Annotated in this window: 26 protein-coding genes; 18 read left to right on the top strand and 8 right to left on the bottom strand. The window is 72.8% G+C overall.

Annotation, left to right across the window (positions count from 1 at the left end; genetic code table 11):
• Positions 1 to 71 precede the first annotated feature (71 nt).
• Positions 72 to 1,115 carry an NAD(P)-dependent alcohol dehydrogenase gene (locus tag BJK06_RS06690; RefSeq protein ID WP_070417231.1) on the top strand — a complete coding sequence of 348 codons (1,044 nt, stop codon included), beginning with the start codon at positions 72 to 74 and terminating at the stop codon, positions 1,113 to 1,115.
• A 19-nt stretch (positions 1,116 to 1,134) separates the two neighbouring features.
• Here the strand turns inward: BJK06_RS06690 and BJK06_RS06685 are convergent, their stop codons facing one another.
• Entirely contained in the window at positions 1,135 to 3,036 is a 1,902-nt protein-coding gene (locus tag BJK06_RS06685; protein WP_070417230.1) for a gamma-glutamyltransferase family protein, read from the bottom strand.
• Between the two features lie 89 nt (positions 3,037 to 3,125).
• Here BJK06_RS06685 and BJK06_RS06680 point away from each other — a divergent pair, with 89 nt between their 5' ends.
• The 6 genes from BJK06_RS06680 (at position 3,126) to BJK06_RS06655 (ending at position 7,433) form a co-directional block, all read left to right on the top strand.
• Complete coding sequence (locus tag BJK06_RS06680; protein ID WP_070417229.1) at positions 3,126 to 3,515, top strand: helix-turn-helix transcriptional regulator; 390 nt, start codon at positions 3,126 to 3,128, stop codon at positions 3,513 to 3,515.
• Positions 3,512 to 3,988 carry an SRPBCC domain-containing protein gene (locus BJK06_RS06675; protein ID WP_070417228.1) on the top strand — a complete coding sequence of 159 codons (477 nt, stop codon included), beginning with the start codon at positions 3,512 to 3,514 and terminating at the stop codon, positions 3,986 to 3,988. The genes BJK06_RS06680 and BJK06_RS06675 overlap by 4 nt, the downstream gene beginning before the upstream one ends.
• Before the next feature lie 152 nt (positions 3,989 to 4,140).
• On the top strand, positions 4,141 to 5,337 hold the full coding sequence (locus BJK06_RS06670) for a peptidoglycan DD-metalloendopeptidase family protein (protein ID WP_070417227.1): 1,197 nt from the start codon (positions 4,141 to 4,143) through the stop codon (positions 5,335 to 5,337).
• Between the two features lie 205 nt (positions 5,338 to 5,542).
• Positions 5,543 to 5,944: a sigma factor-like helix-turn-helix DNA-binding protein gene (locus BJK06_RS06665; protein WP_070419286.1), complete on the top strand. Its 402-nt coding sequence runs from the start codon at positions 5,543 to 5,545 to the stop codon at positions 5,942 to 5,944.
• A 38-nt stretch (positions 5,945 to 5,982) separates the two neighbouring features.
• Positions 5,983 to 6,786, top strand: coding sequence for a sulfite exporter TauE/SafE family protein (locus BJK06_RS06660; RefSeq protein ID WP_070417226.1), 804 nt, complete (start codon positions 5,983 to 5,985; stop codon positions 6,784 to 6,786).
• On the top strand, positions 6,783 to 7,433 hold the full coding sequence (locus tag BJK06_RS06655; protein WP_070417225.1) for a DNA alkylation repair protein: 651 nt from the start codon (positions 6,783 to 6,785) through the stop codon (positions 7,431 to 7,433). Before BJK06_RS06660 ends, BJK06_RS06655 begins: the two co-directional genes overlap by 4 nt.
• Before the next feature lie 39 nt (positions 7,434 to 7,472).
• Here the strand turns inward: BJK06_RS06655 and BJK06_RS06650 are convergent, their stop codons facing one another.
• Complete coding sequence (locus tag BJK06_RS06650; RefSeq protein ID WP_070417224.1) at positions 7,473 to 7,841, bottom strand: nuclear transport factor 2 family protein; 369 nt, start codon at positions 7,839 to 7,841, stop codon at positions 7,473 to 7,475.
• 22 nt (positions 7,842 to 7,863) lie between these two features.
• Between BJK06_RS06650 and BJK06_RS06645 the strand changes: the two genes are divergently transcribed.
• Positions 7,864 to 8,760, top strand: coding sequence for an aminoglycoside phosphotransferase family protein (locus BJK06_RS06645; RefSeq protein WP_070417223.1), 897 nt, complete (start codon positions 7,864 to 7,866; stop codon positions 8,758 to 8,760).
• 84 nt (positions 8,761 to 8,844) lie between these two features.
• On the opposite strand, the gene BJK06_RS06640 is transcribed toward BJK06_RS06645, so the two are convergent.
• Positions 8,845 to 9,429: a TetR/AcrR family transcriptional regulator gene (locus BJK06_RS06640; RefSeq protein ID WP_070417222.1), complete on the bottom strand. Its 585-nt coding sequence runs from the start codon at positions 9,427 to 9,429 to the stop codon at positions 8,845 to 8,847.
• 51 nt (positions 9,430 to 9,480) lie between these two features.
• Between BJK06_RS06640 and BJK06_RS06635 the strand changes: the two genes are divergently transcribed.
• Positions 9,481 to 9,981: a GNAT family N-acetyltransferase gene (locus tag BJK06_RS06635; RefSeq protein ID WP_070417221.1), complete on the top strand. Its 501-nt coding sequence runs from the start codon at positions 9,481 to 9,483 to the stop codon at positions 9,979 to 9,981.
• On the opposite strand, the gene BJK06_RS06630 is transcribed toward BJK06_RS06635, so the two are convergent.
• Positions 9,965 to 10,291: a hypothetical protein gene (locus BJK06_RS06630; RefSeq protein WP_070417220.1), complete on the bottom strand. Its 327-nt coding sequence runs from the start codon at positions 10,289 to 10,291 to the stop codon at positions 9,965 to 9,967. The two genes, BJK06_RS06635 and BJK06_RS06630, sit on opposite strands and share 17 nt — an antisense overlap.
• 54 nt (positions 10,292 to 10,345) lie before the next feature.
• Between BJK06_RS06630 and BJK06_RS06625 the strand changes: the two genes are divergently transcribed.
• Positions 10,346 to 10,990, top strand: coding sequence for a TetR/AcrR family transcriptional regulator (locus BJK06_RS06625; protein ID WP_070417219.1), 645 nt, complete (start codon positions 10,346 to 10,348; stop codon positions 10,988 to 10,990).
• Here BJK06_RS06625 and BJK06_RS06620 read toward each other — a convergent pair.
• Positions 10,982 to 11,800: a polysaccharide deacetylase family protein gene (locus tag BJK06_RS06620; RefSeq protein WP_070417218.1), complete on the bottom strand. Its 819-nt coding sequence runs from the start codon at positions 11,798 to 11,800 to the stop codon at positions 10,982 to 10,984. The genes BJK06_RS06625 and BJK06_RS06620 overlap by 9 nt on opposite strands.
• A 233-nt stretch (positions 11,801 to 12,033) precedes the next feature.
• Here BJK06_RS06620 and BJK06_RS06615 point away from each other — a divergent pair, with 233 nt between their 5' ends.
• The 5 genes from BJK06_RS06615 (at position 12,034) to BJK06_RS06595 (ending at position 15,838) form a co-directional block, all read left to right on the top strand.
• Positions 12,034 to 13,227, top strand: a complete 1,194-nt coding sequence (locus BJK06_RS06615) for a zinc-dependent alcohol dehydrogenase (RefSeq protein WP_070417217.1) — start codon at positions 12,034 to 12,036, stop codon at positions 13,225 to 13,227.
• Positions 13,227 to 14,264, top strand: a complete 1,038-nt coding sequence (locus BJK06_RS06610; protein ID WP_070417216.1) for an NAD-dependent epimerase/dehydratase family protein — start codon at positions 13,227 to 13,229, stop codon at positions 14,262 to 14,264. The genes BJK06_RS06615 and BJK06_RS06610 overlap by 1 nt, the downstream gene beginning before the upstream one ends.
• Before the next feature lie 76 nt (positions 14,265 to 14,340).
• Positions 14,341 to 14,739 carry an SHOCT domain-containing protein gene (locus BJK06_RS06605; protein ID WP_070417215.1) on the top strand — a complete coding sequence of 133 codons (399 nt, stop codon included), beginning with the start codon at positions 14,341 to 14,343 and terminating at the stop codon, positions 14,737 to 14,739.
• A gap of 9 nt (positions 14,740 to 14,748) precedes the next feature.
• Entirely contained in the window at positions 14,749 to 15,168 is a 420-nt protein-coding gene (locus BJK06_RS06600; RefSeq protein ID WP_070417214.1) for a DUF6314 family protein, read from the top strand.
• A 4-nt stretch (positions 15,169 to 15,172) separates the two neighbouring features.
• Positions 15,173 to 15,838 (top strand): pentapeptide repeat-containing protein, encoded by a 666-nt coding sequence (locus BJK06_RS06595; protein ID WP_070417213.1) that lies wholly within the window; start codon positions 15,173 to 15,175, stop codon positions 15,836 to 15,838.
• On the opposite strand, the gene BJK06_RS06590 is transcribed toward BJK06_RS06595, so the two are convergent.
• Positions 15,823 to 16,812: an NAD(P)/FAD-dependent oxidoreductase gene (locus BJK06_RS06590; RefSeq protein WP_070417212.1), complete on the bottom strand. Its 990-nt coding sequence runs from the start codon at positions 16,810 to 16,812 to the stop codon at positions 15,823 to 15,825. The two genes, BJK06_RS06595 and BJK06_RS06590, sit on opposite strands and share 16 nt — an antisense overlap.
• A 67-nt stretch (positions 16,813 to 16,879) precedes the next feature.
• Here BJK06_RS06590 and BJK06_RS06585 point away from each other — a divergent pair, with 67 nt between their 5' ends.
• The gene (locus BJK06_RS06585; protein WP_181015157.1) at positions 16,880 to 17,491 is read left to right on the top strand and encodes a helix-turn-helix domain-containing protein; all 612 of its coding nucleotides are present in this window, start codon (positions 16,880 to 16,882) and stop codon (positions 17,489 to 17,491) included.
• Here the strand turns inward: BJK06_RS06585 and BJK06_RS06580 are convergent.
• A complete protein-coding gene (locus BJK06_RS06580) occupies positions 17,488 to 18,144 on the bottom strand; it encodes a hypothetical protein (RefSeq protein WP_156794791.1) in 657 nt (218 codons plus the stop codon). The genes BJK06_RS06585 and BJK06_RS06580 overlap by 4 nt on opposite strands.
• A gap of 137 nt (positions 18,145 to 18,281) precedes the next feature.
• Between BJK06_RS06580 and BJK06_RS06575 the strand changes: the two genes are divergently transcribed.
• Positions 18,282 to 19,253, top strand: a complete 972-nt coding sequence (locus BJK06_RS06575; RefSeq protein WP_070417209.1) for a nucleoside hydrolase — start codon at positions 18,282 to 18,284, stop codon at positions 19,251 to 19,253.
• Between the two features lie 28 nt (positions 19,254 to 19,281).
• Here the strand turns inward: BJK06_RS06575 and BJK06_RS06570 are convergent, their stop codons facing one another.
• Positions 19,282 to 20,268 carry a LacI family DNA-binding transcriptional regulator gene (locus tag BJK06_RS06570; RefSeq protein ID WP_070417208.1) on the bottom strand — a complete coding sequence of 329 codons (987 nt, stop codon included), beginning with the start codon at positions 20,266 to 20,268 and terminating at the stop codon, positions 19,282 to 19,284.
• 96 nt (positions 20,269 to 20,364) lie between these two features.
• Here BJK06_RS06570 and BJK06_RS06565 point away from each other — a divergent pair, with 96 nt between their 5' ends.
• Positions 20,365 to 21,630, top strand: coding sequence for an extracellular solute-binding protein (locus tag BJK06_RS06565; RefSeq protein ID WP_070417207.1), 1,266 nt, complete (start codon positions 20,365 to 20,367; stop codon positions 21,628 to 21,630).

The following is a 21,630-nucleotide window of genomic DNA, read 5'->3' as shown; positions in this document are numbered from 1 at the left end:
CCGGCCGGATGCGCGACACGTGTTGCCCTGAACGACGGGTGTAATCTGGGGGTGTTCAAAGGAGACCCACCATGCGCGCCGTCGTGTTCGAACAGTTCCAGACGTTCCCGTCCCTCACGGACGTCCCGAAGCCCACCCCGGGTCCGGGGGAGGTGCTCCTCAAGGTCGCCGGTGCCGGTGCGTGCCACTCGGACGTCGCCGTCTACCGCGAGTTCCAGGCGGGGCAGCCGGGCGCGCAGCAGCCCCCGTTCGTCCTCGGGCACGAGAACTCCGGTTGGGTCGAGGAACTCGGCGACGGCGTCTCCGGCTTCACGGTGGGCGACGCCTACCTCGTCTACGGCCCGGTCGGCTGCGGGCACTGCTCGTACTGCTCGAAGGGGCAGGACACCTACTGCGAGAACGCCGCCACGAACCCGTACATGGGCATCGGCCTCGGGCGCGACGGCGGCATGGCGGAGTACGTCACCGTGCCGGCGCGCAACCTCGTGCCGCTCGGCGACGCCGACCCGGTCGCCGCCGCACCGCTCAGCGACGCGGCCCTCACGCCGTACCACGCCATCAAGAACTCCCTGCCGAACCTGGCCGGCGGCGGCAAGTACGCCCTCGTCGTCGGACTCGGCGGCCTCGGGCAGATCGCCGTGCAGATCCTCACGGCGCTCACCGGTGCGACCGTCATCGCGACGGACATGAAGCAGGACGCCATGGACCGCGCTGCTGCCCGCGGGGCGATCACGGTGCCGGGCGGCCCGGACCAGGCCGCTGCGATCCGCGAGATCACCGGCGGCCGCGGGGTGGACGCCGCGTTCGACTTCGTCGGGGCGACGCCGACGATCACGGTCGCCCAGGCGTCCATGGCCATCGGTGGCCGGTTCACCGTCGTCGGGATCGCCGGTGGCACCACCGAGTGGAACTTCTTCCGGACGCCGTACGAGTCGACCATCACGAACACGTACTGGGGCACCATCGAGGACCTGCACGAGGTCGTCGCGATGTACCGTGCGGGGCAGATCGTCCCCGACGTCGAGCGCTACGCCCTGTCCGACGCGCTCGAGGCGTACCGGAAGCTCGAGGCCGGCGAGCTCTCGGGCCGCGCGGTGGTCGTCCCGACGCTCTGACCCCGTCCCCTCGGGGCGGTCAGCGTCCGGCGGCGTAGCCCTGCGCGCCCCGCGAGTTCGCCGCAGCGCCGAGCACGCCGGTCGCGGGGTCCCGCGTCACGCAGGACAGTCGACCGAGCGCCCAGTCGCCCGCCCGGGTGACGACGTGCCCGCGGGCCTCGAGGCCGGCGATCACGTCGTCCCCGAGGCGGTCCTCGACCACGAGCCCCGCCGGTTCCCACGTGCGCGGCCAGAAGGACCCCGGGAACGACGTGGTGTGCAGCGCGGGGGCGTCGATCGCCTGCTGCGGGGAGTACCCGCCGACGATCCACCGCAGCAGGAACAGCAGCTGCCACTGGTCCTGCTGGTCGCCGCCGGGTGAGCCGAGCGCGGCGACCGGTTCGCCGTCGCGGAGCACCAGCGTCGGGGTGAGTGTGGTGCGCGGGCGCTCGCCGGGGCGCAGCGTCGACGCCGTGCCCGGTTCGAGCCAGGTCATCTGCAGCCGGGTGCCGAGGCAGAAGCCGAGCTCGGGGATCGTCGGGGACGACTGCAGCCAGCCACCGGACGGGGTCGCGCTGACGATGTTGCCCCAGCGGTCGACGACGTCGATGTGGCAGGTGTCGCCGCGGGTCTCGCCGTCCGGGGCGACGAACGGCTCGCCGCGGTCCTCGACGGGAGCGGCGGGAGCAGCAGGCGCGGCGGGCGCGGCGGGTGCGGCAGCCGCGGCTGGGGTCCGGTCCCGAGCGACCTGCACGGTCGGTTCGCCGAGCCCCGCCGCGGCACCGGTCGCGTACGACGTCCGGACCGGCGGCATGGCGTGCACGACCCCGTCGACCGTCCCCGGACGCAGTTCGGCCGACGCACGCTCGCCGATCAGTGCCCGGCGCGCGTCGGTGTACTCGTCCGAGAGCAGCACGTCGAGGGGCACGTCCCCGTCACCGTAGAACGCCTCGCGGTCGGCCAGCGCGAGCTTCAGGGCCTCGGCGATCGTGTGCGCGCCGAGCTCGGTCGAGGGGTCGAGCCGGGCGTCGTCGAGCGGTTCGAGCAGCCGGAGGGTCTGCAGGAGCGCCGGGCCCTGACCCCACGGGCCGGTCTTCGCGATCGTGCAGCCGCGGAACTCCGCCGTCGTCGCGGGTTCGTAGGACGCCCGGAACGCCGCGAGGTCCGACGCCCGGATCACCCCGGCGTGGTCGGTCCCGGACGCGTGCCGGTGCGGTTCGCGGACGAACCGGTCGATCGCCTCGGCGACGAAGCCCTCGGCCCACTCGCCGCGGGCGGCGTCGATGCGGGCGGTCCGGGTGTCGGCGTCGGCACCGGCGGCGACGAGCCGCTCGAACACCGAGGCGAGCGCCTCGTTGCGCACCAGTTCCCCGGGGACGGGCACCGCGCCTCCTGGCAGCCACTGCGCTGCGGAGGTGGGCCAGTGCTGCCGGAACAGGTCCCGCACGGCGGTGATCGTCCGGACCACCGCGGGCGTGACGGGGTGGCCGTCGCGTGCGTAGCCGACCGCCGGTGCGAGCACGTCCGCGAGTTCCCACGTGCCGTGGTCGCGGAGCAGCAGGAGCCAGGCGTCGACGGCGCCGAGGACGGTGGCGGCGAGGGCACCGGAACCGGGGACGAGGTCGAGGCCCTCGGCGCGGTAGTGCTCCGGCGTCGCACCGGCCGGGGCCGGACCCTGCCCGACGAGCACCGTCGGCGTCGGGTCCGTGGCGGTGGCGAACACCGCGGTGAGGTCGCCTCCGGGGCCGTTCAGGTGCGGTTCGACGACCTGCAGGACGAACGCCCCCGCGACCGCTGCGTCGAAGGCGTTCCCGCCGCGCTCGAGGACGGACTGCGCCGTGGCGGTCGCGATCCAGTGCGTGGCCGCCGCCGTGCCGAACGTGCCGCGGATGTACGGGCGGGTGGGGTGTGCGGTGGGCGGCGTGAACGCGGGGTTCGGCATGCGTCCATCTTCCCCTTGTGCCGATGTGCGCGTGCGTCCATACTGAACCCAACGGTTAATTAACCGCAGAGTTCACCGAGGAGGCGACGATGGAGACCGACCGCACCGACGCCGTCCTGTCGGCGCTCGCCGACCCCATCCGCCGCCGCATCGTCGAACGACTCGGCAAGGGCGAAGCCACCGTCACCGACCTCTCGGCGCCGTTCGACGTCAGTGCGCCGGCGATCTCCCGGCACCTCGGCATCCTCGAACGCGCCGGCCTCATCACCCGCGAACGGCACGGCACCTGGCGCACGTGCCGCCTCCGGCAGGAGGCCGTCGACGAGCTCGGCACCTGGGTGGGCCGGTTGCGGCCCGACTGGGACCGCCGGTTCGACAGCCTGGAGGCGCTGCTCGCCTCCCAGCGACCGCCCGCCCCGGTGGGTGGCGCATCCACCGCACCGACCGTCACGTCCGTCGATCACCAGGAGCAGTCATGACCGAACAGTTCACCGCCCACGCCACGCACCGGTTCGCGTACCCCGTCGCGGACGTCTACCGCGCCTTCGTCGACCCCACCCTGCTCGCGCTGTGGTTCGGGCCGCTCGGCTTCCACGTCCCGGCAGCCACCGTCGAGGTCGACGCCCGGGCCGGCGGGGCGTGGAACCTGACGATGGTGAGCAACGACAACCCCGAGTGGACGTCGCCCGTGACCTCGGTGCTCGAGCAGATCGAGGAGAACCGGATCATCGTCGGTACCTCGACCGCCCAGGGGATCCCCGGGATCGAGGACGGGACGCCGCTGTCCCTCACGCTCGAGTTCGCCGAGGACGGCGACGGGACGATCGTCACGCTCACCCAGGGCCCATTCCCCGAGGTCATGCGCGACATGAACATCGCCGGTTGGACGCAGTCGTTCCACAAGCTCGAGGCGCTCCTGGGGTCGCCGAAGGAGTTCCTCCAGGCCCCGTGACGACGGTCGTTGCCCCCGGAACTGGGGTTGTCCGGTCCGGGCAACGGGGTTGTGGACTCGTCACGAAAAGGTGACCATCGTTCGGCGGCGTGTCGAGAGCACGTCGCCGAACGGCCGCGCAGGGGCTCGGCCGGTTCCAGATCAGGGGTTCCATGACCAGCACACCGTCCTCCGTCGCGCACGCACGCCGACTCCCTCGACTCGCCGCCGCGGTCGTGGCCATCGCCGTGGTCGCCGGCGGTGTCGTCGGGATCGCCGCACCGGCGTCCGCCGCCGTCGTCTACAAGGGCTCCGTCCCGGCCGGCACGACCCTCCAGCCCGGCGATTCGGTGACCTCGCCGAACGGGCAGTTCCGGCTGATCCTGCAGGGCGACGGCAACCTCGTCGAGTACGGCGTCGGGAACCAGGTGCTCTGGGCATCGAACACCTCGAACCAGCCCGGCGCGATCGTGACGATCGGCCGCAACCGAGCCGTCGACCTGCTGCGGGGCGGGAAGCGGATCGTCCGCTGGGCCTCGGCCGGCACCGCGCAGTCCACGTCGTTCGCCGTCCGCGCCGACGGCACGATGGGGCTCTACTCCGGCAAGACCGCGATCGTGAACTGGACGAGCCAGCAGGGCACCGTCCCCGCCGGCAACTCGATCTACTCCGGCACCGTGCTCAGCTCCGACACCAGCGGTGCCCGTCGTCTCTCCATGCAGGCCGACGGCAACCTCGTGCAGACGGTGAACCGCAAGGTCGTCTGGCAGTCCGGCACCGCCGGCCACAAGGGCGCGTGGGCCGAGCTGCGCAAGGACGGCAACTTCGCCGTCGTCGGTCGCGACGCCGCCCAGAAGAAGGTCACGCTCTGGAACTCGCGGACCGGCACGGCGGGCGCCGGCACGCTCATGGTGCAGGTGGACGGCAACGTCGTGCTCTACGGCGGCAAGGACACCCGAGTGTGGTCGACGAAGCCCGTCACCGGCATGATGTGGCCGGTCGCGAGCACGAAGATCTCCGGGCGCTACGGCGACGACCGCGGGGCCGGACACGTCCCGCGCTACCACCAGGGTGCCGATGCCCCGGTCGCGGTGGGCACGCCCGTGTACGCCTCCGGGACCGGCACCGTGACGAGCACCGTCGCGAACAACGCCTCGTACGGCAACTACATCGTCGTGACCTACGGCAACGTCACCGTGCTCACGGCGCACCTCAGCAAGATCGAGGTCAAGCAGGGGCAGATCGTGTCCGTGCGGAGCGAGATCGGGCGGTCCGGGAACACCGGGCAGTCGACGGGGCCGCACGTGCACGTGGAGACGCGGCGGGCGGGGTCGCTCTTCGACCCGTTGACGCTGCTGCACTTCCGCTGACGCAAGCCGCTGGCGTCGTCTAACGCTATTGACTTGATGCGTCAAGGGCGTTAGACATACGCTGTGAAGCGTCAGGCGGTCCTCAAACGAATCAAGATCGCCGCGGGCAGAGCAGGCCTGGATCATCGTGAGGTCGAGTCGACCAACCACACGGGTGTGATCGTCGGGAGTACTCGGAGCAGGAGCTCGGAAAGGGGTGGTGGCGATGACCTACACGTCACACGCGCACCGAGACGGCGGTTGGTGGGTCGTGCAGAACGACCAGCACCCGGGCGCCATCTCGCAGGTCAAGCGACTCGACCTCGCCGCCGCAGCGCAGCGCGAGGCGATCGCGTTCGTGGCGGATGTCGACCAGACGGACGTCGTGGTCGTCATCCGCGCTGAGCTCGAGCCGGCCCTCGCCCGATCCCTCGAAGAAGCGACCGCGCTCCGGGCAGAGGCCGAAGCCAAGGAAGCGCGTGCGCTCTCCCTCCGCCGGGCGATCGCCGTGGCGTTGCAGGGTGACGGCATGACCTTGCGCGACATCGCGGTCGTGCTCGGCGTCTCGTACCAGCGCGTGCACCAGCTGGTGCACGAGGACGACTCTGCGGTGGCGGTCGCCTCCTGACGGCCGAGCCGTTCCTCCAGCGCCGTAGGGTTGTCGGGATGGAGAAGCGCGGCGGCCGGGTGCTCGTGTTGGTAGCGATCGGGGTGGTCGCGGGGGTGCTCTCCGGCCTGTTCGGCGTCGGCGGCGGGGTCATCGTCGTGCCCGCGCTGATGGCGTTCCTCCACCTCGACCAGCGTCGGGCCTCGGCGACGTCCCTCGTGGCGATCGCCCCCGCGGCCGTCGTCGGTGCGATCACCTACGCCGTGCAGGGCGAGGTGCACTGGCTCGCGGCCCTGACCCTGGCGGTCGGCAGCGTCATCGGGGCCCCGATCGGTGCGCGGCTCCTCCGGGCGCTCCCGCTGCGCGTCCTGCCGTGGATCTTCGTCGGGTTCATCGCGGTCGTGCTCGTCTCGCTGTTCACGACGGTGCCGACGCGTGGGGGCGACGTGCACTTCGGGGTCGTCGAGGCGATCGTGCTCCTGCTGCTCGGGCTGCTCTCGGGCGTGCTGTCGGGGCTCGTCGGGGTCGGCGGCGGGGTCGTCATCGTGCCGGGGCTCGAGGTCGTCCTCGGCGCGGGCGACCTGCTGGCGAAGGGCACCTCGCTCCTCACGATGGTGCCGACGTCGGTCTCCGGCACGGTGGCGAACCTCCGGCGCCGTGCGGTGGAGCTGCGGGTCGGCCTCACGATCGGCATCACGGCCGCGGTCTGCTCTCCAGGAGGCGCGTGGATCGCCCGCCTCGTCGATCCGCAGGTGGGTACCTGGCTCTTCGCCGCGTTCCTCGTGGTGGTCGCGGTGATCGTCCTGCGCCGTGGTCGCCGGGCCCTGCCGCGGAACGAGGCGACGGACGGGGAGGTCGCGTGACGCGCCTCCAGGCCGGTGGTGGACGGAACCCGGCGGATGCGGAGGCCGTGCTCGCGGCGTTCGCACGGACGAGCGGTGACGTGCCGGCGGCGCGACGCGTCGCGCGGCAGTTCGCCGACCTCGGCGAGGGCGAGCGGTCCGCGCTGCTCTGGAGCGAGGACGCGGGGGCACGGCTCGTCGCGGTCCTCCTGATGGTGCAGGCGATGCGGGAGCACCCGGACCCTGAGCTGACCGACGAGTACCTGTCGGCGGCGAAGGCGGAGCGCTTCGACGACACGGTGCTGGTCGACCTCGGGGCGGAGGAGCTCGTGGGCGCCCCGCTCGTCGGCGGCTCGACCGGACCGCTGTTCGCGCTCGTGAAGTCCGACGTGGCGATGGTCCGGCAGATCGCTCTGGTCGCGACCCTGGCGTTCGTGAAGCAGGGCGACGCCGAGGTGCCGCTCGCCATCGCGGGGCGACTCGTGCGGGAGCGGAGCGACACCGTGCAGTCGGCACTCGGGTGGGTGCTGCGCGAGACCGGCAAGCGGGCGTCGGAGGACGCGCTCGTGGCGTTCCTCGAGCGGCAGGGGCGGTTCCTCAGCCCGGCGGCGCGGTCGACGGCGACCGAGCACCTGCCGGCGGCCGAACGCGACCGGTTGCGCGGCTGAGGCGACCGCCGGCCGTCAGGTCGGACGCGGCGAGTGCCCTCAGTCGGACTCGGTGGGCTCCGCGAAGAACGTCGTGAGCGACACGACGACACCGTCGCGGACCTCGACGACGTCGATCCCGCGCACGGCGGGCGCCCCGACCGGGCCGAAGCCCCACGCGAGTGCGCCGTGCGTCTCCGAGACGTAGCGACGCCCCTCCTCGACGAACTGGAAGGCGCCGGGCACGGTCTCGAGGAGTTCGGCGGCCTTCTGCTCGAGGGCGTCCCAGCCGACGGCGGTGCCCTCCGGGTCGGTGAAGGTCACGTCGGGGGAGTACGTCCGCTCGATCGCGGCACGGCGGGAGGCGGCGTCGCGGTTCCCGAAGACGTCGTGGAGGTTCGCGGTCAGCAGCTCGGACACGGTGGCCATGCCCGGAGCCTAGCCTGGGGGCATGCACACCGAGGTGCCCCGACCCCGCATCGATCCCGCACTCGTGGAACGGCTCGTGGCCGCGCAGTTCCCGCAGTGGTCCGGGCTGCCCGTGCGCGAGGTCGATCCGCAGGGGTGGGACAACCGCACCTACCGACTCGGCAGCGAGCTCGCGGTCCGGCTGCCGAGCGCCGCCGGGTACGTGGCGGCGGTCGAGAAGGAGCAGCGGGTGCTGCCGTACCTCGCGTCGCGGCTCGACGTCCCGGTGCCGGAGTCCGTCGGCCTGGGCGTCCCCGCCGACGGGTACCCGTTCCCGTGGTCGGTCCGGCGCTGGATCGACGGCACGGTCGCGCTCCGGGCGACGGACCTCGACCGACGGGTCTTCGCCGCCGACGTCGGCGCGGTGCTCCGGCAGCTCCGGGCCGTGCCGGCCGGTGACGGGCCGGTCGCCGGGGCGCACTCGTTCCACCGGGGAGCGCACCCGTCGCACTACGCGGCCGAGGTGGTGGCGGCGCTCGACGCGCTCGGGGACGCCGTCGACCGCCGTGCCTGCGAAGCGGTCTGGGACGCTGCGACGGCCTCGGTCTGGGGCGGGCCCGCCGTGTGGTTCCACGGTGACGTCGCCCCGGGCAACCTGCTCGTCGGCGCGGACGGTCGGCTCTCCGCGGTGATCGACTTCGGCACGTGCGGCGTCGGCGACCCGGCGTGCGACCTCGTCCTCGCGTGGACGTTCCTCGACGGCGATGCCCGCCGGGACTTCCGTGACGCGGTGGGTCTCGACGGGGACACGTGGGCGCGTGCTCGGGGCTGGGCGCTGTGGAAGGCGCTCATCATGCTCGCGGGGAGCGCCGGGCCGGGGGACCGGAGTGAGCACGAGGCGGTGCTGCGGGCGGTCCTCGCCGATCCGGTAGCGACCTGAGCTGCGCGTCGCGCAGCCGGGCCGCCCCGCGCAGCCCGGCCTACCCGAGGAGCCGGACCGCCCGCCGGGCCGGGGCCGGCGGGACTAGGGCGTCAGCACCGCGTCCAGCACGAGGTCGAGTGCCGCGAACTGTCGCTCGGGCCTCCACCGCTCCGGGTCGCCCGCGGCCAACGCGGTGATCCCCTCGACGGTCGCGGCCAGGGCAGCCGCGCGGTCGTCACACACCGCACCCGCGAGGCCGGTCGCGAGCGCGAGCAGTCGAGCGAGTCGCTCGGCGAAGGCGCGGCTGTTCGTCACGTGCCGATCACGCAGCACCGGGTCGCCGAGCGCAGCGGCGAGGAACGCGACCCACGCCCGCGCCTCGGCGAGGCGTCCGGCATCGACCGCGAGTGCGCCGCCGGCCACGGCTCGCACTGCTGATGCCGCATCCGGGGCGTTCGCCTCGAGCGCGTCGGCACGGACCCTCGTGCGGTCGTGCAGGACGTCCCGGGCGTGCAGGAGGAGGGCGCGCTTGTCGGGGAACGTGTGGAGGACGAGCCCCGTCGTGCACCCGGCGCGTTCGGCGACCGCACGGAGCGTCAGGCCCGTCGGACCGAGGTCGGCGAGGGTGGTGAAGACGGCCTCGGACAGCCGGGTCCGCTGGGCGGCATCGTCTCGGGTCCGGGGCACACCGGAAGCGTAACAGGTGTTACCGTAACGGTCGTTACCGAAAGGATCGCCATGCGCTGGACCATCACGACCGTCCCGTTCGACCACCCGGACGCCGACCGGCTCCGCCGAGCGCAGCGGCAGGAGCTCGACGAGCGGTACGGAACGAGCGACCACGAGCCCGGCGTCCCGCCGACCGCGGCCGACGTTCCGGTGTTCGTCCTGGCCTGTGACGAGCACGGCTCCGCGATCGCCTGCGGCGGACTCCGGCCGCTCCCGGACCACGTCCTCGGTGCCGGGGTCGTGGAGATCAAGCGGATGTACACGGCGCCGTCCGCTCGGGGGACCGGTGTGGCGACGGCGGTGCTCCGGCGGCTCGAGCGGGAAGCGGTGCGGGCGGGCGCTGGCTCGGTGGTCCTCGAGACCGGCACGGCGCAGCCCGACGCGATCCGGTTCTACGAGCGCGAGGGGTACACGGCCATCCCGCTCTTCGGCGCCTACGCCGGGTCGACGAACTCGGTGTGCTTCGGTCGGCGACTCGACGTGGTCCCCGCGGTCAGCGCCGCGGACTGATGGGCGTCTCGGCCAGGACGACGTCCGGGTCCATCGGGATGCCTCCGAGGACCCGGGGTGTGCCCTCGTGCCAGGCGACCTCCACGCCGCCGGCCCGGAGTCCGGCGACGCTCAGGTCGATCCGGAGCAGTGGGATGGACAGGTCGGCGTAGCGCTCGGCCACGATCGCATCGACCTCCGCAGGGGTGGTCACACGGACGTGGTCGCCGGGTTCGAGCGGCACGTTCCGGGTCGCGACCTCGTACACGCCGAACCCGCGGCTCATCTCCCAGTCGTCGGCGATCGCCACGTGGCAGATCACGTCGTCCATTGCGCATCCTCTCCTAATGAAACGCCAACGTATCATTACCGGTACACTCGGACCATGGGCAAGCGAGGGCGACCGACCGCGGACGAGCGTGCTGCACGCGACGAGCGGGTGCTCGACGTCGCGACCGACCTCTTCTTGGCGCGTGGCTTCGCGGACGTCTCGCTCGACCGCGTCGCCGCAGCGGCCGAGGTCACGAAGCGGACGATCTACACGGCCTTCGGCGACAAGGCGGCCCTGCTCCGGGCGGTCGTCCAGCGGCACCACGGGTACAGCGACGACGCGCACCCCGACCTCGAGTCGACCGCGACCGCCGTGGTCGAGGCGTTGCTCTCGGACCGCGCGGTCGCGCTGCACCGGCTGGTCATCGCCACGGCCGTCAGCTCGCCCGAACTCGCCCGGGGCTTCCACGAGGCCGGCCCGCTCACGGCGCAGGCCGCGCTCGTCCGCGCCGGTGCGGACCCGGGCGAGGCGGAAGCGCTCTTCACGCTGCTCCTCGGGGAGCGACACCGTCGGCGACTGCTGGGCCTCGAACCGGCTCCGACCGCTGCCGAGGTCCGCACCGCGGCCCGTCGCGCGCTGGCACTCATCGGAGCAGGACCCGGGGTCACGGCCACCCGGCACGACCCCGCCGACCCCGCCGACCCCGCCGACCCCGGCGACCCCGGCCCCGGTCCCGCGCCGGGTCCGCGGTCAGCGTGAGAACACGTCGTCCAACGTGTACGTCCCGAGCCGACGCTGCCGGACGAGCGCGCCCAGCCGGGGGAGCGCGTCGATCGTCCCCGGGAAGTTCGCGTGCCCGATCACGATCCGGCACGGCGTGAACCACTGGTCCGCGAACCCGACGATCTGCCCGGCACCGATGTCTCCGGAGTCCGCGAGCGTGCCGTACCAGAGCAACGGCGTGGTGTAGCCGACCCGAGCGGCCACCGCGTCGACCCGGGCGTCGTGGTACCCGAACGGCGGCCGGAAGTACGGGCGCGCGTCGACGCCGAACGTGCGCTCGATGAACTCGTGGTTGCGCGTGAGTTCGTCCTCGATGGCCTGGTCGCCGAGCTTCGTCAGCGCCGGGTGGTCCCAGGTGTGGTTGCCCATCTGCACCTGCCCCGACTCGACGAGGGGCCGGAGCACGTCGGCGTGCTCCGTCCAGGAGGGCCGCGCCCCGTTCACGAAGAACGTCAACCGAGTGCCGGTCGCGGCGGCGAAGCGGGCGTAGGCACCGACGACGGCGGAGGACGCTCCGTCGTCGACGGTCCACGCGATCCCGGGCGTCCCCGCCGGCAGTCCGGTCACGGTGCCCGCCGGGAGCGGCGTCCTCGAGATCGTCGGCTGCACCCACGTCGGTGTCGGCGTCGGAGTGGGCGTCGGTGTCGGGGAACGCGTCGGGGTCGGCGGGTGCGTCGCGACGGCCTCCCGTCGTGGTCCGGTCGGCGAGCAGGCGGAGAGCGCCCCGGCGGCGAGCAGGGCGCCCGCTCCGGCGAGCAGGGAGCGGCGGGTGGTGCGGTGGTCCATCGGCACCAGCTTCGGTCGACCGGCCGGTCGGGCACATCGGCTGGCGGGACGATCCGGTTGGCCGGTCGGCCACCGGGGTCGCCGCGGGCGGGCCAGGAGGCGCGGCTCGCGTCCGCCACGGAACGCGCTGACCGGACGGGGCTGGGAACGCACCACGGGGCGGGCGGGTACCGACGTGGGGAGACGAGCCGCGCCTCCTGGCCGGCCCGAAGCGACCACGAGAGGAACGCGACGTGCGCGCACTGACCTGGCAGGGCACCGAGAAGGTGTCCGTCGAGACCGTCCCCGACCCGACCATCCAGGAGCCGACCGACGCGATCGTGCGGATCACCTCGACCGCGATCTGCGGCTCCGACCTGCACCTCTACCGGGTGCTCGGCGCCTACATCGACAAGGGCGACGTCCTCGGCCACGAGCCGATGGGCATCGTCGACGAGGTCGGCTCCGCCGTCACGAACCTCAAGGTGGGCGACCGCGTCGTCGTCCCGTTCAACATCTCGTGCGGCCACTGCTGGATGTGCCGCAACGGCCTGCAGTCGCAGTGCGAGACCACCCAGACCGCCGAGTACGGGACGGGCGCCTCGCTGTTCGGCTACACGAAGATGTACGGCCAGGTCCCCGGCGGACAGGCCGAGTACCTCCGTGTGCCGCACGCCGACTACGGGCCCATCGTCATCCCGGACGACGGCACGCCCGACGACCGCTGGCTGTTCCTCAGCGACATCCTTCCGACCGCCTGGCAGGCCGTCCAGTACGCCGACGTGCCCGAGGGTGGGACGCTCGCGGTGCTCGGCCTCGGTCCGGTCGGACAGTTCGCGGCCCGGATCGGTGCGCACCTCGGCTACCGGGTGCTCGCCGTCGACCCCGAGCAGGTCCGCCGCGACCTCGGGGCGAAGCACGGTGCCGAGGTGTTCGACCTGACGAAGGACGTCGTGCCGCAGCTCATCGACCTGACCGACGGTCGCGGTCCCGACGGTGTCGTCGACGCGGTCGGCATGGAGGCGCACGGCAACCCGGTCGCGGGGTTCGCGCAGCGCGCCGCCGGACTCCTGCCCGATGCGATCGCGCAGAAGGCCATCGAGGTCGCCGGTGTCGACCGGCTCGCCGCCGTGCACGCGGCGATCGACCTGGTCCGCCGTGGCGGCACGGTCTCGCTGAGCGGTGTCTACGGCGGTCGAGCGGACCCGATGCCGATGTTCACGCTGTTCGACAAGCAGATCACCGTCCGCGAGGGGCAGTGCAACGTGAAGCGCTGGATCGACGACATCATGCCGCTCGTGCAGGACCCGTCGGATCCGCTCGGCACGCTCGACCTGACGACCCACCGGGTCTCGCTCGAGGACGCCCCGCACATGTACGAGGTGTTCCAGAAGAAGGAGGACGGCTGCGTGAAGGTCGTGCTCGACCCCGCACTGGCCGCCGCCTGATGCGGATCGTCGTCGTCGGCGCGACCGGCAACCTGGGGACCGCCGTGCTGCGGCGGTTGGCAGCGGTCCGTGCCGAGGGCACTTCCGTCGAGGTCGTCGGGATCGCTCGGCGGCTGCCGGACCTCCGTGCCGAGCCGTACGGGACGGCCGTCTGGCACGCCGTCGACATCGGCGCCCCGGACGCGGTCGACCAGTTGGCCGCCGTGTTCCGGAGTGCCGACGCGGTGGTCCACCTCGGCTGGGCCCTGCAACCGACGCACGACATCCCGGCGCAGTACCGGACGAACGTGACCGGGACCGCCAACGTCCTCGAGGCCGTGGCGCGCGTCGGCGTCCCCCAGGTCGTCGTCGCCTCGTCCGTGGGGGCGTACCGCGGGGTCGACGTGGACGGCAAGCGGACGCCCGTCGACGAGGAGTTCCCCGTCACCGGCATCCCGACCGCCACGTACTCGATCCACAAGGCCGAGAACGAGGCGGCGATGGACGCCTTCGCCGCTCGCCACCCGGACATCGTCGTGACCCGGCTCCGCCCCGGACTGGTCTTCCAGCGCAGCGCCGCCGCCGAGCTCCGCGGACTGTTCCTCGGACGACTCGTGCCGATGTCGATCGTCCGGTGGATCCGCTGGGCGGTCCTGCCGTTGCCGCTGCCGTTCGTGTTCCAGGCCGTGCACGCCGACGACGTCGCCGATGCCTTCTGGCGCGCGATCGACCGACGTGCCGGCGGGGCGTTCAACATCGCTGCCACACCCGTGCTCAACCCGCCGAGGATGGCGCGGGCGTTCGGGATGCTCGGGGCGATCCGGGCGCCGATGTGGCTGATCCGTGGGCTCGTCACGCTCACGTGGCGGTTGCGGTTGCAGCCGACGGACGCGGGGTGGGTGGACATCGCGGCCCAGGTGCCGATCATGCGGACGGAGCGGGCGCGGTCGGTGCTCGGATGGGAGGCGCGGCACACTTCCGAGGAGGCCTTGCGTGAGCTCGTGGCCGGGTTCGCGGACGGGGCGCGGGTGCCGGGGTCGGGGCCGTTGAGCGGGTGAGGGTGGCCCCTTCGCGGGGCAGCGTGCGGTGGCTCGCGCGGACTACGATCGCACCACCAGTCCACGAGGGGGCCCGATGATGTTCGCGATGCTGTCCAGCCCGATGGCCTCCGTCGAGTTCGAGGGGCCGGACGTCTCGCAGTTCGGCAGTGGCTCCGACGGCGGGTTCGGGAGCTTCGGCTTCGGCGACTTCGGCGCGTTCGGGGTCCTGTTCGGCGTGGGCTCGGCCGTGATCGGCCTCGGGGTCGTCGCGATCGTCGTGACGATCGTCCTCCGCAGCGCCCGGATGGCGAAGCGGGGCCAGAACCCGTTCACCATGGAGGAGGACCTGGCGTACCAGGCCATGCAGAGCCGGACGCTCGCGCCCGAGAAGACGCTCGAGCAGCGGCTCGCCGAGCTCGACGACCTGCGCGCCCGCGGCGTCATCTCCGACGAGGAGCACCGCACTGCCCGCACCGAGGCCCTCCGCGGCTAGCCTGGGCGGGTGCTGCAGCCCATCGACCTGCTCGGGGAGTGGACCCTGCGCCGCACGGTCCACGATCGGCGTGCCGGGGTCGACGGCCTCGTGACCGGGACGACCACGTTGACACGCGAGGCCCCGGACGAGGTCCGCTGGGACGAGACCGGCACGATGGCCTTCGACGGGCGGACCGTCCCCGTGGCACGGACGCTCCGGGTGCGCCGGAGCCCGGACGACCGCTGGACCGTGCACTTCGCCGACGGCCGGGTGTTCCACGACTGGGTCTGGGGATCGGCGGTGTCGCACGCGTGCGCGCCCGACGACTACTCCGGGGTGCTCGCCGGGGACGCCGAACGGTGGACGGTCCGGTGGGAGGCACACGGCCCCGCGAAGGACTACGTCCTCGACAGCACGCTGCGACGTCGGTCCCACGCGGCAGACTGATCGCATGCCCCGCAGCTCCGGTACCGACGCCCCGCGCATCACCCTGACCGAACCGACGGACCTCGACGACTGGACGCCCGGCCCCGGCGACGTCCTCACGGGCGACCGGATCGAGGGGAAGCGCATCGACGTGTTCGACCTCGCGGGGGAGCGGCTGCCGGACCTCGAGATCGAGGAGTCGGTGATCGGCACCCTCCGGGTCGACGGCGCCGACCTCCGGGGACTGCGGGTGCGTGACTCGGTCGTCGAGACGCTCGACGCGCCGGTGCTCCGGGCATCGAGCAGCTCCTGGCGCGAGGTCCGGATCGCCGGCGGCCGCATCGGTTCCGCCGAGCTGTACGACGCGGGGCTGAACGGCGTCGAGTTCGTCGGGATGAAGCTCGGGTTCGTGAACCTCCGCGGGTCGACGCTCACCGACGTGGTGTTCCGCGACTGCGTCGTCGACGAGCTCGACATCGCCGACGCCCGACTGCTGCGGGTGTCGTTCGAGGGGACGAGGATCCGCGCGGCCGAGGGGTCGAACACCCGGATCGAGCACGTCGACCTCCGCGCTGCCGACCTCGACCGGGTGGAGCGGCTCGAGGGGTTCCGCGGCGCGACGATCGCCGCCGACCAGCTGTACACGCTCGCGCCGCTCCTCGCTGCCCAGGCGGGCTACCGCGTCGACTGACCCGCCGGCGCGGACGCGGTCGCCAGCGCGCGCGCCAGGTCCGCCTGCACGAGGTCGCCGTGCACCGCCGCGCCCGCCTGCGTCCCGGCCGTCGCCGACGCGATGACGGTCGCCATCGGCGCCGCCACGTTCCCGGCCGCGTACACGCCCCGCACGCTCGTCTGTCCGGAGGCGTCCACCGTCAGGGTGCTCGCGTACCGGTGGTCACCCATGAACTGGTCGGTGGCCTCGAGCCCGAGTCCCTCGAGGAACCCGATGCGCGCCTCCGCCGTGCTCGCGGCGGCCAGGGCGTCGAGCGCCACGAACTCGCCGGACGCCAGCGCGACACCGGTGAGCCGATCACCGTCGGACACCACCTCGCGCACCGGTCCCGTCACGACCCGGACACCGCGGGCGGCAAAACCGGCCAGGGTGGTGTCGTCGACGAGCGCCGGGTCCGTGACGAAGGCCGTCACGTCCTCGCTCAGCGCGCGGAACATGAGCACCTGGTGCGCCCCGATCGGCGACGTCACGAGCACGCCGATGCGCTGGTCGCGGATCTCCCACCCGTGGCAGAACGGGCAGTGCACCACACCGCGCCCCCACTGCTCGGCGAGGCCCGGGACCTCCGGCAGGACGTCCACGGCGCCGGAGGCGACGACCACCCTGCGTGTCGCGACGACCGCGCCGGACTCCAGCGTGACCGAGAAGCCGACCGGGTTGACACCGTCACCGTCCGTGGCGGACGCGGCCACGATCCTCCCGGTCGTCACCTCGACGCCGTAGGCGGCCACCTCGTCGCGGCCGACCGAGCCGAGCTCCGCTGGCGAGGCGCCCTCGCGCCCCAGGTAGTTGTGGACCCCCTCGGCGCGGGCGTTCCGCGGCTCGCCGGAGTCGACGACGAGCACGGACCGTCGCGACCGGCCGAGGACGAGTGCTGCTGACAGGCCGGCGGCTGCTCCGCAGACCACGATGACGTCGTAGTGATCACGCATGCCTGCATCCTGCGGACCCACGCGCCCAGATGGCAAACATCCTTGCCGGTCTGGCAACATGGTCGGCATGGCGACGGATCGGGAGGAACGGATCACCTCGCGCACGACGGCCGAGGTCGTCGACGGGGTCGGCCCACGACTGCGCGCGCTGCGGACGCGCCGTGCCGTCACGCTCGCGGCGCTCGCCGCCGAGACCGGGATCTCGGTGTCGACGCTGTCGCGGCTCGAGTCGGGTCAGCGGAAGCCCACGCTCGAGCTCCTGTTGCCGCTCGCACGGGCGTACCAGGTGCCCCTCGACGACCTGGTCGGGGCGCCGAGGACCGGGGATCCACGCGTGCACCTCGCGCCGGAGCTGCACGGCGGCCGGGTGGTGGTGCCGCTCACCCGACGGACCGGCGGCGTGCGCTCCTTCAAGCAGCTGATCCCGCCGGAGCCCGCGAACACCGATCGATCCCTCCGGACGCACGAGGGCTACGAGTGGCTCTACGTGCTGTCCGGACGGCTCCGGCTGCTCCTCGGCGACCGTGACTTCGACCTCGGGCCGGGCGAGGTCGTCGAGTTCGACACGCACACGCCGCACTGGGTCGGGAACACCACGGACGAGGTGACCGAGGTGCTGTGCCTGTACGGGCCGCAGGGCGAGCGGGCGCACATCCGGTCGCGGCCCGCCGACCGCTAGAAGACGTGTGCGATGACGTCGTCGAGGAGGCCCGACGTCGGCGTGTTCGACTGCTGGACGTGGATGCCGACGTCGCCGCGGGTGTAGTACGTGTCGCCGTCGGTGACCGGGTACTCGGCGTTCTGCGTGATCTTCTGGCAGCGGTACCCGTAGCCGTCGAGGGAGCAGTCGTACCCGTCCAGTGCCGTCTTCAGGTGCGGGTACGCCTTGGTCGAGTCGACGGTCGCGACCCGGATCGACAGGAACGAGATGTCCGCCCGCGGGTCCTTCCAGACGCAGGAGAGCTGCTTGCCGTCCGGCTGGAGCACCGGGGTGAGCTCGTCCTTCGGCACCACCACCGGGTCGCCGACCACCGTGGGGTCGTTCAGGGGCGAGCCCGCGAACGAGGAGTCCCACTTGCCCGCCGTGATGAGCGCCTCGCACGAGTCGGGGATCCGGCCGGCGTCGTCGTCGACCCCGGGCACCGGGGTGATCGTCGAGGTCGGACGCGGGGTCGAGCCCGGCGTGGTCGGCGAGGCGCTCGGAGCGGTGGCGGACGTCGTCCCGGTCGGGGCAGGGTCGGCGCCGGTCGAGCCCTGGGCGCAGCCGGTGAGGGCCAGTGCTGCGAGCGCGATCGCGATCACCGTGCTCCCCGTGGTCGTCATCCGTCGCATGTGCTCCCCCTGGTGCCGCGATCACGGGCCGGTCGGCGGCCCCGCAGCCGACCGTAGTCGTCGGCGTCCGCGGACCGATCCGATCGTCATCGGATCGTGTCCGGGGCGGTTCCCGCCGGCGATGGGAGGATGACCGGGTGACCACGCCCACCGTCCCGCTCTTCCTCGACTGCGACACCGGCGTCGACGACGCCCTCGCCCTCACGTACCTGCTCGACGTCCCGCACGTCGACCTCGTCGGCATCGGTACGGTCTCCGGCAACACCGACGCGGCGACCGCTGCCGTCAACACCGCGGCGCTGCTGGCCCTGTGCGGCCGGACCGTGCCCGTCGCGGTCGGCGCGCACGACCCGATCGGCGGCTCGTACGGCGGCGGCGCACCGCACGTGCACGGGGCGAACGGCATCGGCGGGGTCGACCTCCCGCCGGGTGTCGCGGCCGCGGAGGACCCCGCCGCCGAGCTCCTCGTCCGGCTGGCCCGCGACCACGCAGCCGGTGACCGGAAGCTCGACGTCCTGGCCATCGGCCCGCTCACGAACCTCGCCGTCGCGCTCGAGGCCGAGCCGCGTCTGCCGGAGCTCGTCGGCACGCTGACGATCATGGGCGGTGCCGTGTGGGACGCGGGCAACGTGTCGCCCACCGCCGAGGCGAACGTCCACAACGACGCCGAGGCCGCCAGGCGGGTCCTCCGCGCCGGATTCGACCTCGTGCTCGTGCCGCTCGACGTCACCCGGCAGCACCGCTTCGACGACGCCGATGCCGACCGGTTCACGGCGGCCGGCGATCCACTCCGGGTCGCGCTCGGCACGATGCTGCGCAGCTACGTCGACTTCTACGAGTCGGTCGACCACGTCCGCCGCGCACCGCTCCACGACCCGCTGGCGGCGGCAGTCGCGGCGGGCGAGGTCGAGCCCACCGTCCGCACGACGCCGCTCGACGTGGTGGTCGGTGGGGCCGAGCACGGCCGGACGGTCCCCGCTGCGGACGGGCCGGCGGTCCGTGTCGTGGTGACGGCCGACGACCGTGCGGCGGACGTCATCCGCGAGCGCATCCTCCACGTCGGCACGGTGTCGAGCGGGTCGGTCGGGCGCGACGGCGTCGGTCGGTAGCGCAGCGGCAGGGTGTGGTCGCGCGGTCTCAGCTCCGCCAGACCACCCGCGGACCCAGCAGACGGTGTCCGGTCGACGCGGGCAGGACGGTCCGACCGGTGCCCATGAGCAGCTCGACCGCGGCCGCGGCGACCTCGACCAGGGGCTGCTCCACGCTGGAGATGCCCACCGCCTCGGCCACCGGGGTGTCGTCGTAGCCCACCACCGGCACCGCCGCCCCGAGCGCGAACCGGGCTCCGAGGGCGAGGGTGTCCGACGCGCAGACGAGGGCGTCGAACCCGGCGCCGTCCTCGACCGCCCCCGCGACCGTGCCGGTGGCCGCGGTGACGTCGTCCTCGCACGTGAGCCCGGGGTCGTCGGGCAGCCCGGCCGCGCGCATCGCGTCCCGCCAGCCCCGTCGGCGCTCGTCACCCTGTCCGGACGGGCTCGGCCAGCCCAGGAACCCGATCCGGCGGTGCCCCTGCGCCACCAGGTGCTCGGTCGCGACGTGCACGCCCGCGTACCCGTCGACGTCGACCCAGGGGTGCGGCGCGGCGTCCATGTCCGGCAGACCCCACGGCCGGCCGAAGGTCACGAAGGGGATGTCCCGGGCGCCGAGCCACGCCGCGCGGGGATCGCCGTGGAACGTCGAGGTGAGGACGAACCCGTCGACGTCCGAGCCCTCGACGAGGCGTTCGATGTGTGCGAGTTCGTCGTCGACGTCGGTGGCGGTGAAGAGCAGGATGCGCATCCCGCGCAGGTCGGCACACTCGACGAGCGCGTGCAGGAAGCGGTCGAGCACGGCGCCGGAGATGCCGTGCACCGGTTCCAGCCGGACGCCGAGCGTGGAGCTCTGGCGGGTGCGGAGCCGACGGGCGGATGCGTGCGGTCGGTACCCGAGGTCGTCGATGGCGGCCCGGACCCTGGTGAGCGTCGCGGGGCGGACGACCTCGGGCCGGTTCAACGCGTTCGACACGGTCTGCCGTGAGACGCCCGCGGCGAGGGCGACGTCGGCGACGGTGGCGGGATGCGACATGGGGTTCACCGTAGCGCCTCGCAGGTGTATGGTCGACTCGTTTGATCGATCAAATTTGAACGATCGAAGTACTGCACTCGACGAGGAGTCCCCCTGATGCAACGACGCACAGCACGCATGCTGACCGCGGGAGCGATGGCGCTCACCGCAGCTCTGACCCTCTCCGCCTGTGGCTCCGGCTTCTCGAGCTCGGGCGGCAACGGTTCCGGCGGTGGCGCCGCGAAGCTCACCTCGAGCGACGACCCCCTCACCGTCCTCATCGGCTCGTCGGGTGACGCCGAGACCGCCGCCGTGAAGAGCGCCGCCGCCGCGTGGTCGAAGTCCTCGGGCACCGACGCGACGGTGCAGCCGGCGAACAACCTCGACCAGCAGCTCGCCCAGGGCTTCGCGGCCGGCAAGCCCGCCGACGTGTTCTACGTCAGCACGTCGTCCCTCGCCGGGTACGCCGCGAACGGCTCGCTGTTGGCCTACGGCGACCAGCTCGAGGACACGAGCGACTTCTACCCGACGCTCACGAAGTCGTTCACCGTGGACGACCAGCTCTACTGCGCGCCGAAGGACTTCTCCACCCTCGCGCTGTTCATCAACACGAAGGACTGGAAGGCCGCCGGGCTGACCGACAGCGACGTCCCGACCACCTGGGACCAGTTGCGGACGGTCTCCGAGAAGCTCACCCGCGACGGACGGGTCGGACTCACGACCAGCCCGCAGATCGAGCGTCTCGGGGCGTTCATGACCCAGGCCGGCGGTGCCCTGACGAACAGCGCCCAGACGAAGGCGACGGTCGACTCGGCCGCGAACGTCGAGGCCCTCGACTACGTGAAGGGCCTGCTCGACGACGGCTCGATGAAGTTCTCGAGCGACCTCGGCGAGAGCTGGGGAGGTGACGCGTTCGGCAAGGACAAGGCCGCGATGACCATCGAGGGCAACTGGCTCACCGGGGCGATGTCGTCGAGCTACCCGAGCGTGGACTACAAGGTCGTCGCCCTGCCGAAGGGCCCCAAGGGTGCCGGCACGCTGCAGTTCACGAACTGCTGGGGCATCGCGAAGGACTCCCCGAACCAGAAGGCAGCGCTGTCCTTCGTCGAGAAGATGACGAGCACCGACCAGCAGCTCGCCTTCGCGAAGGCGTTCGGTGTGATGCCCTCGGTCGAGTCGGCCGCCGGCACCTGGAAGCAGGAGTACCCGCAGTACGCCGCGTTCCTCGACCAGGCGGACGCCGCCCAGGGCCTGCCGAACGCGTCCGGGACCGCCGACGTGATCGCCGACTTCGACTCGAAGCTCGGCAGCCTCAGGACGACCGACACCAAGACCCTGCTCGAGGGCGTCCAGAAGAACATGGCCGCCGCGCTGAAGGGCTGA

The organism is Curtobacterium sp. BH-2-1-1 (genome assembly GCF_001806325.1).
Taxonomy (GTDB): Bacteria; Actinomycetota; Actinomycetes; order Actinomycetales; family Microbacteriaceae; genus Curtobacterium.
The sequence above is the reverse complement of the archived record's forward strand: the minus strand, read 5'-3'. Positions and strand labels throughout refer to the sequence as shown.

Excerpts from the sequence above, each read along its gene's own strand:
- BJK06_RS06690 (WP_070417231.1), top strand. The coding sequence starts at position 72 with ATGCGCGCCGTCGTGTTCGAACAGTTCCAGACGTTCCCGTCCCTCACG.
- BJK06_RS06685 (WP_070417230.1), bottom strand. The coding sequence starts at position 3,036 with ATGCCGAACCCCGCGTTCACGCCGCCCACCGCACACCCCACCCGCCCG.
- BJK06_RS06680 (WP_070417229.1), top strand. The coding sequence starts at position 3,126 with ATGGAGACCGACCGCACCGACGCCGTCCTGTCGGCGCTCGCCGACCCC.
- BJK06_RS06675 (WP_070417228.1), top strand. The coding sequence starts at position 3,512 with ATGACCGAACAGTTCACCGCCCACGCCACGCACCGGTTCGCGTACCCC.
- BJK06_RS06670 (WP_070417227.1), top strand. The coding sequence starts at position 4,141 with ATGACCAGCACACCGTCCTCCGTCGCGCACGCACGCCGACTCCCTCGA.
- BJK06_RS06665 (WP_070419286.1), top strand. The coding sequence starts at position 5,543 with ATGACCTACACGTCACACGCGCACCGAGACGGCGGTTGGTGGGTCGTG.
- BJK06_RS06660 (WP_070417226.1), top strand. The coding sequence starts at position 5,983 with ATGGAGAAGCGCGGCGGCCGGGTGCTCGTGTTGGTAGCGATCGGGGTG.
- BJK06_RS06650 (WP_070417224.1), bottom strand. The coding sequence starts at position 7,841 with ATGGCCACCGTGTCCGAGCTGCTGACCGCGAACCTCCACGACGTCTTC.
- BJK06_RS06645 (WP_070417223.1), top strand. The coding sequence starts at position 7,864 with ATGCACACCGAGGTGCCCCGACCCCGCATCGATCCCGCACTCGTGGAA.
- BJK06_RS06635 (WP_070417221.1), top strand. The coding sequence starts at position 9,481 with ATGCGCTGGACCATCACGACCGTCCCGTTCGACCACCCGGACGCCGAC.
- BJK06_RS06630 (WP_070417220.1), bottom strand. The coding sequence starts at position 10,291 with ATGGACGACGTGATCTGCCACGTGGCGATCGCCGACGACTGGGAGATG.
- BJK06_RS06625 (WP_070417219.1), top strand. The coding sequence starts at position 10,346 with ATGGGCAAGCGAGGGCGACCGACCGCGGACGAGCGTGCTGCACGCGAC.
- BJK06_RS06620 (WP_070417218.1), bottom strand. The coding sequence starts at position 11,800 with ATGGACCACCGCACCACCCGCCGCTCCCTGCTCGCCGGAGCGGGCGCC.
- BJK06_RS06610 (WP_070417216.1), top strand. The coding sequence starts at position 13,227 with ATGCGGATCGTCGTCGTCGGCGCGACCGGCAACCTGGGGACCGCCGTG.
- BJK06_RS06605 (WP_070417215.1), top strand. The coding sequence starts at position 14,341 with ATGATGTTCGCGATGCTGTCCAGCCCGATGGCCTCCGTCGAGTTCGAG.
- BJK06_RS06595 (WP_070417213.1), top strand. The coding sequence starts at position 15,173 with ATGCCCCGCAGCTCCGGTACCGACGCCCCGCGCATCACCCTGACCGAA.
- BJK06_RS06590 (WP_070417212.1), bottom strand. The coding sequence starts at position 16,812 with ATGCGTGATCACTACGACGTCATCGTGGTCTGCGGAGCAGCCGCCGGC.
- BJK06_RS06585 (WP_181015157.1), top strand. The coding sequence starts at position 16,880 with ATGGCGACGGATCGGGAGGAACGGATCACCTCGCGCACGACGGCCGAG.
- BJK06_RS06580 (WP_156794791.1), bottom strand. The coding sequence starts at position 18,144 with ATGCGACGGATGACGACCACGGGGAGCACGGTGATCGCGATCGCGCTC.
- BJK06_RS06570 (WP_070417208.1), bottom strand. The coding sequence starts at position 20,268 with ATGTCGCATCCCGCCACCGTCGCCGACGTCGCCCTCGCCGCGGGCGTC.
- BJK06_RS06565 (WP_070417207.1), top strand. The coding sequence starts at position 20,365 with ATGCAACGACGCACAGCACGCATGCTGACCGCGGGAGCGATGGCGCTC.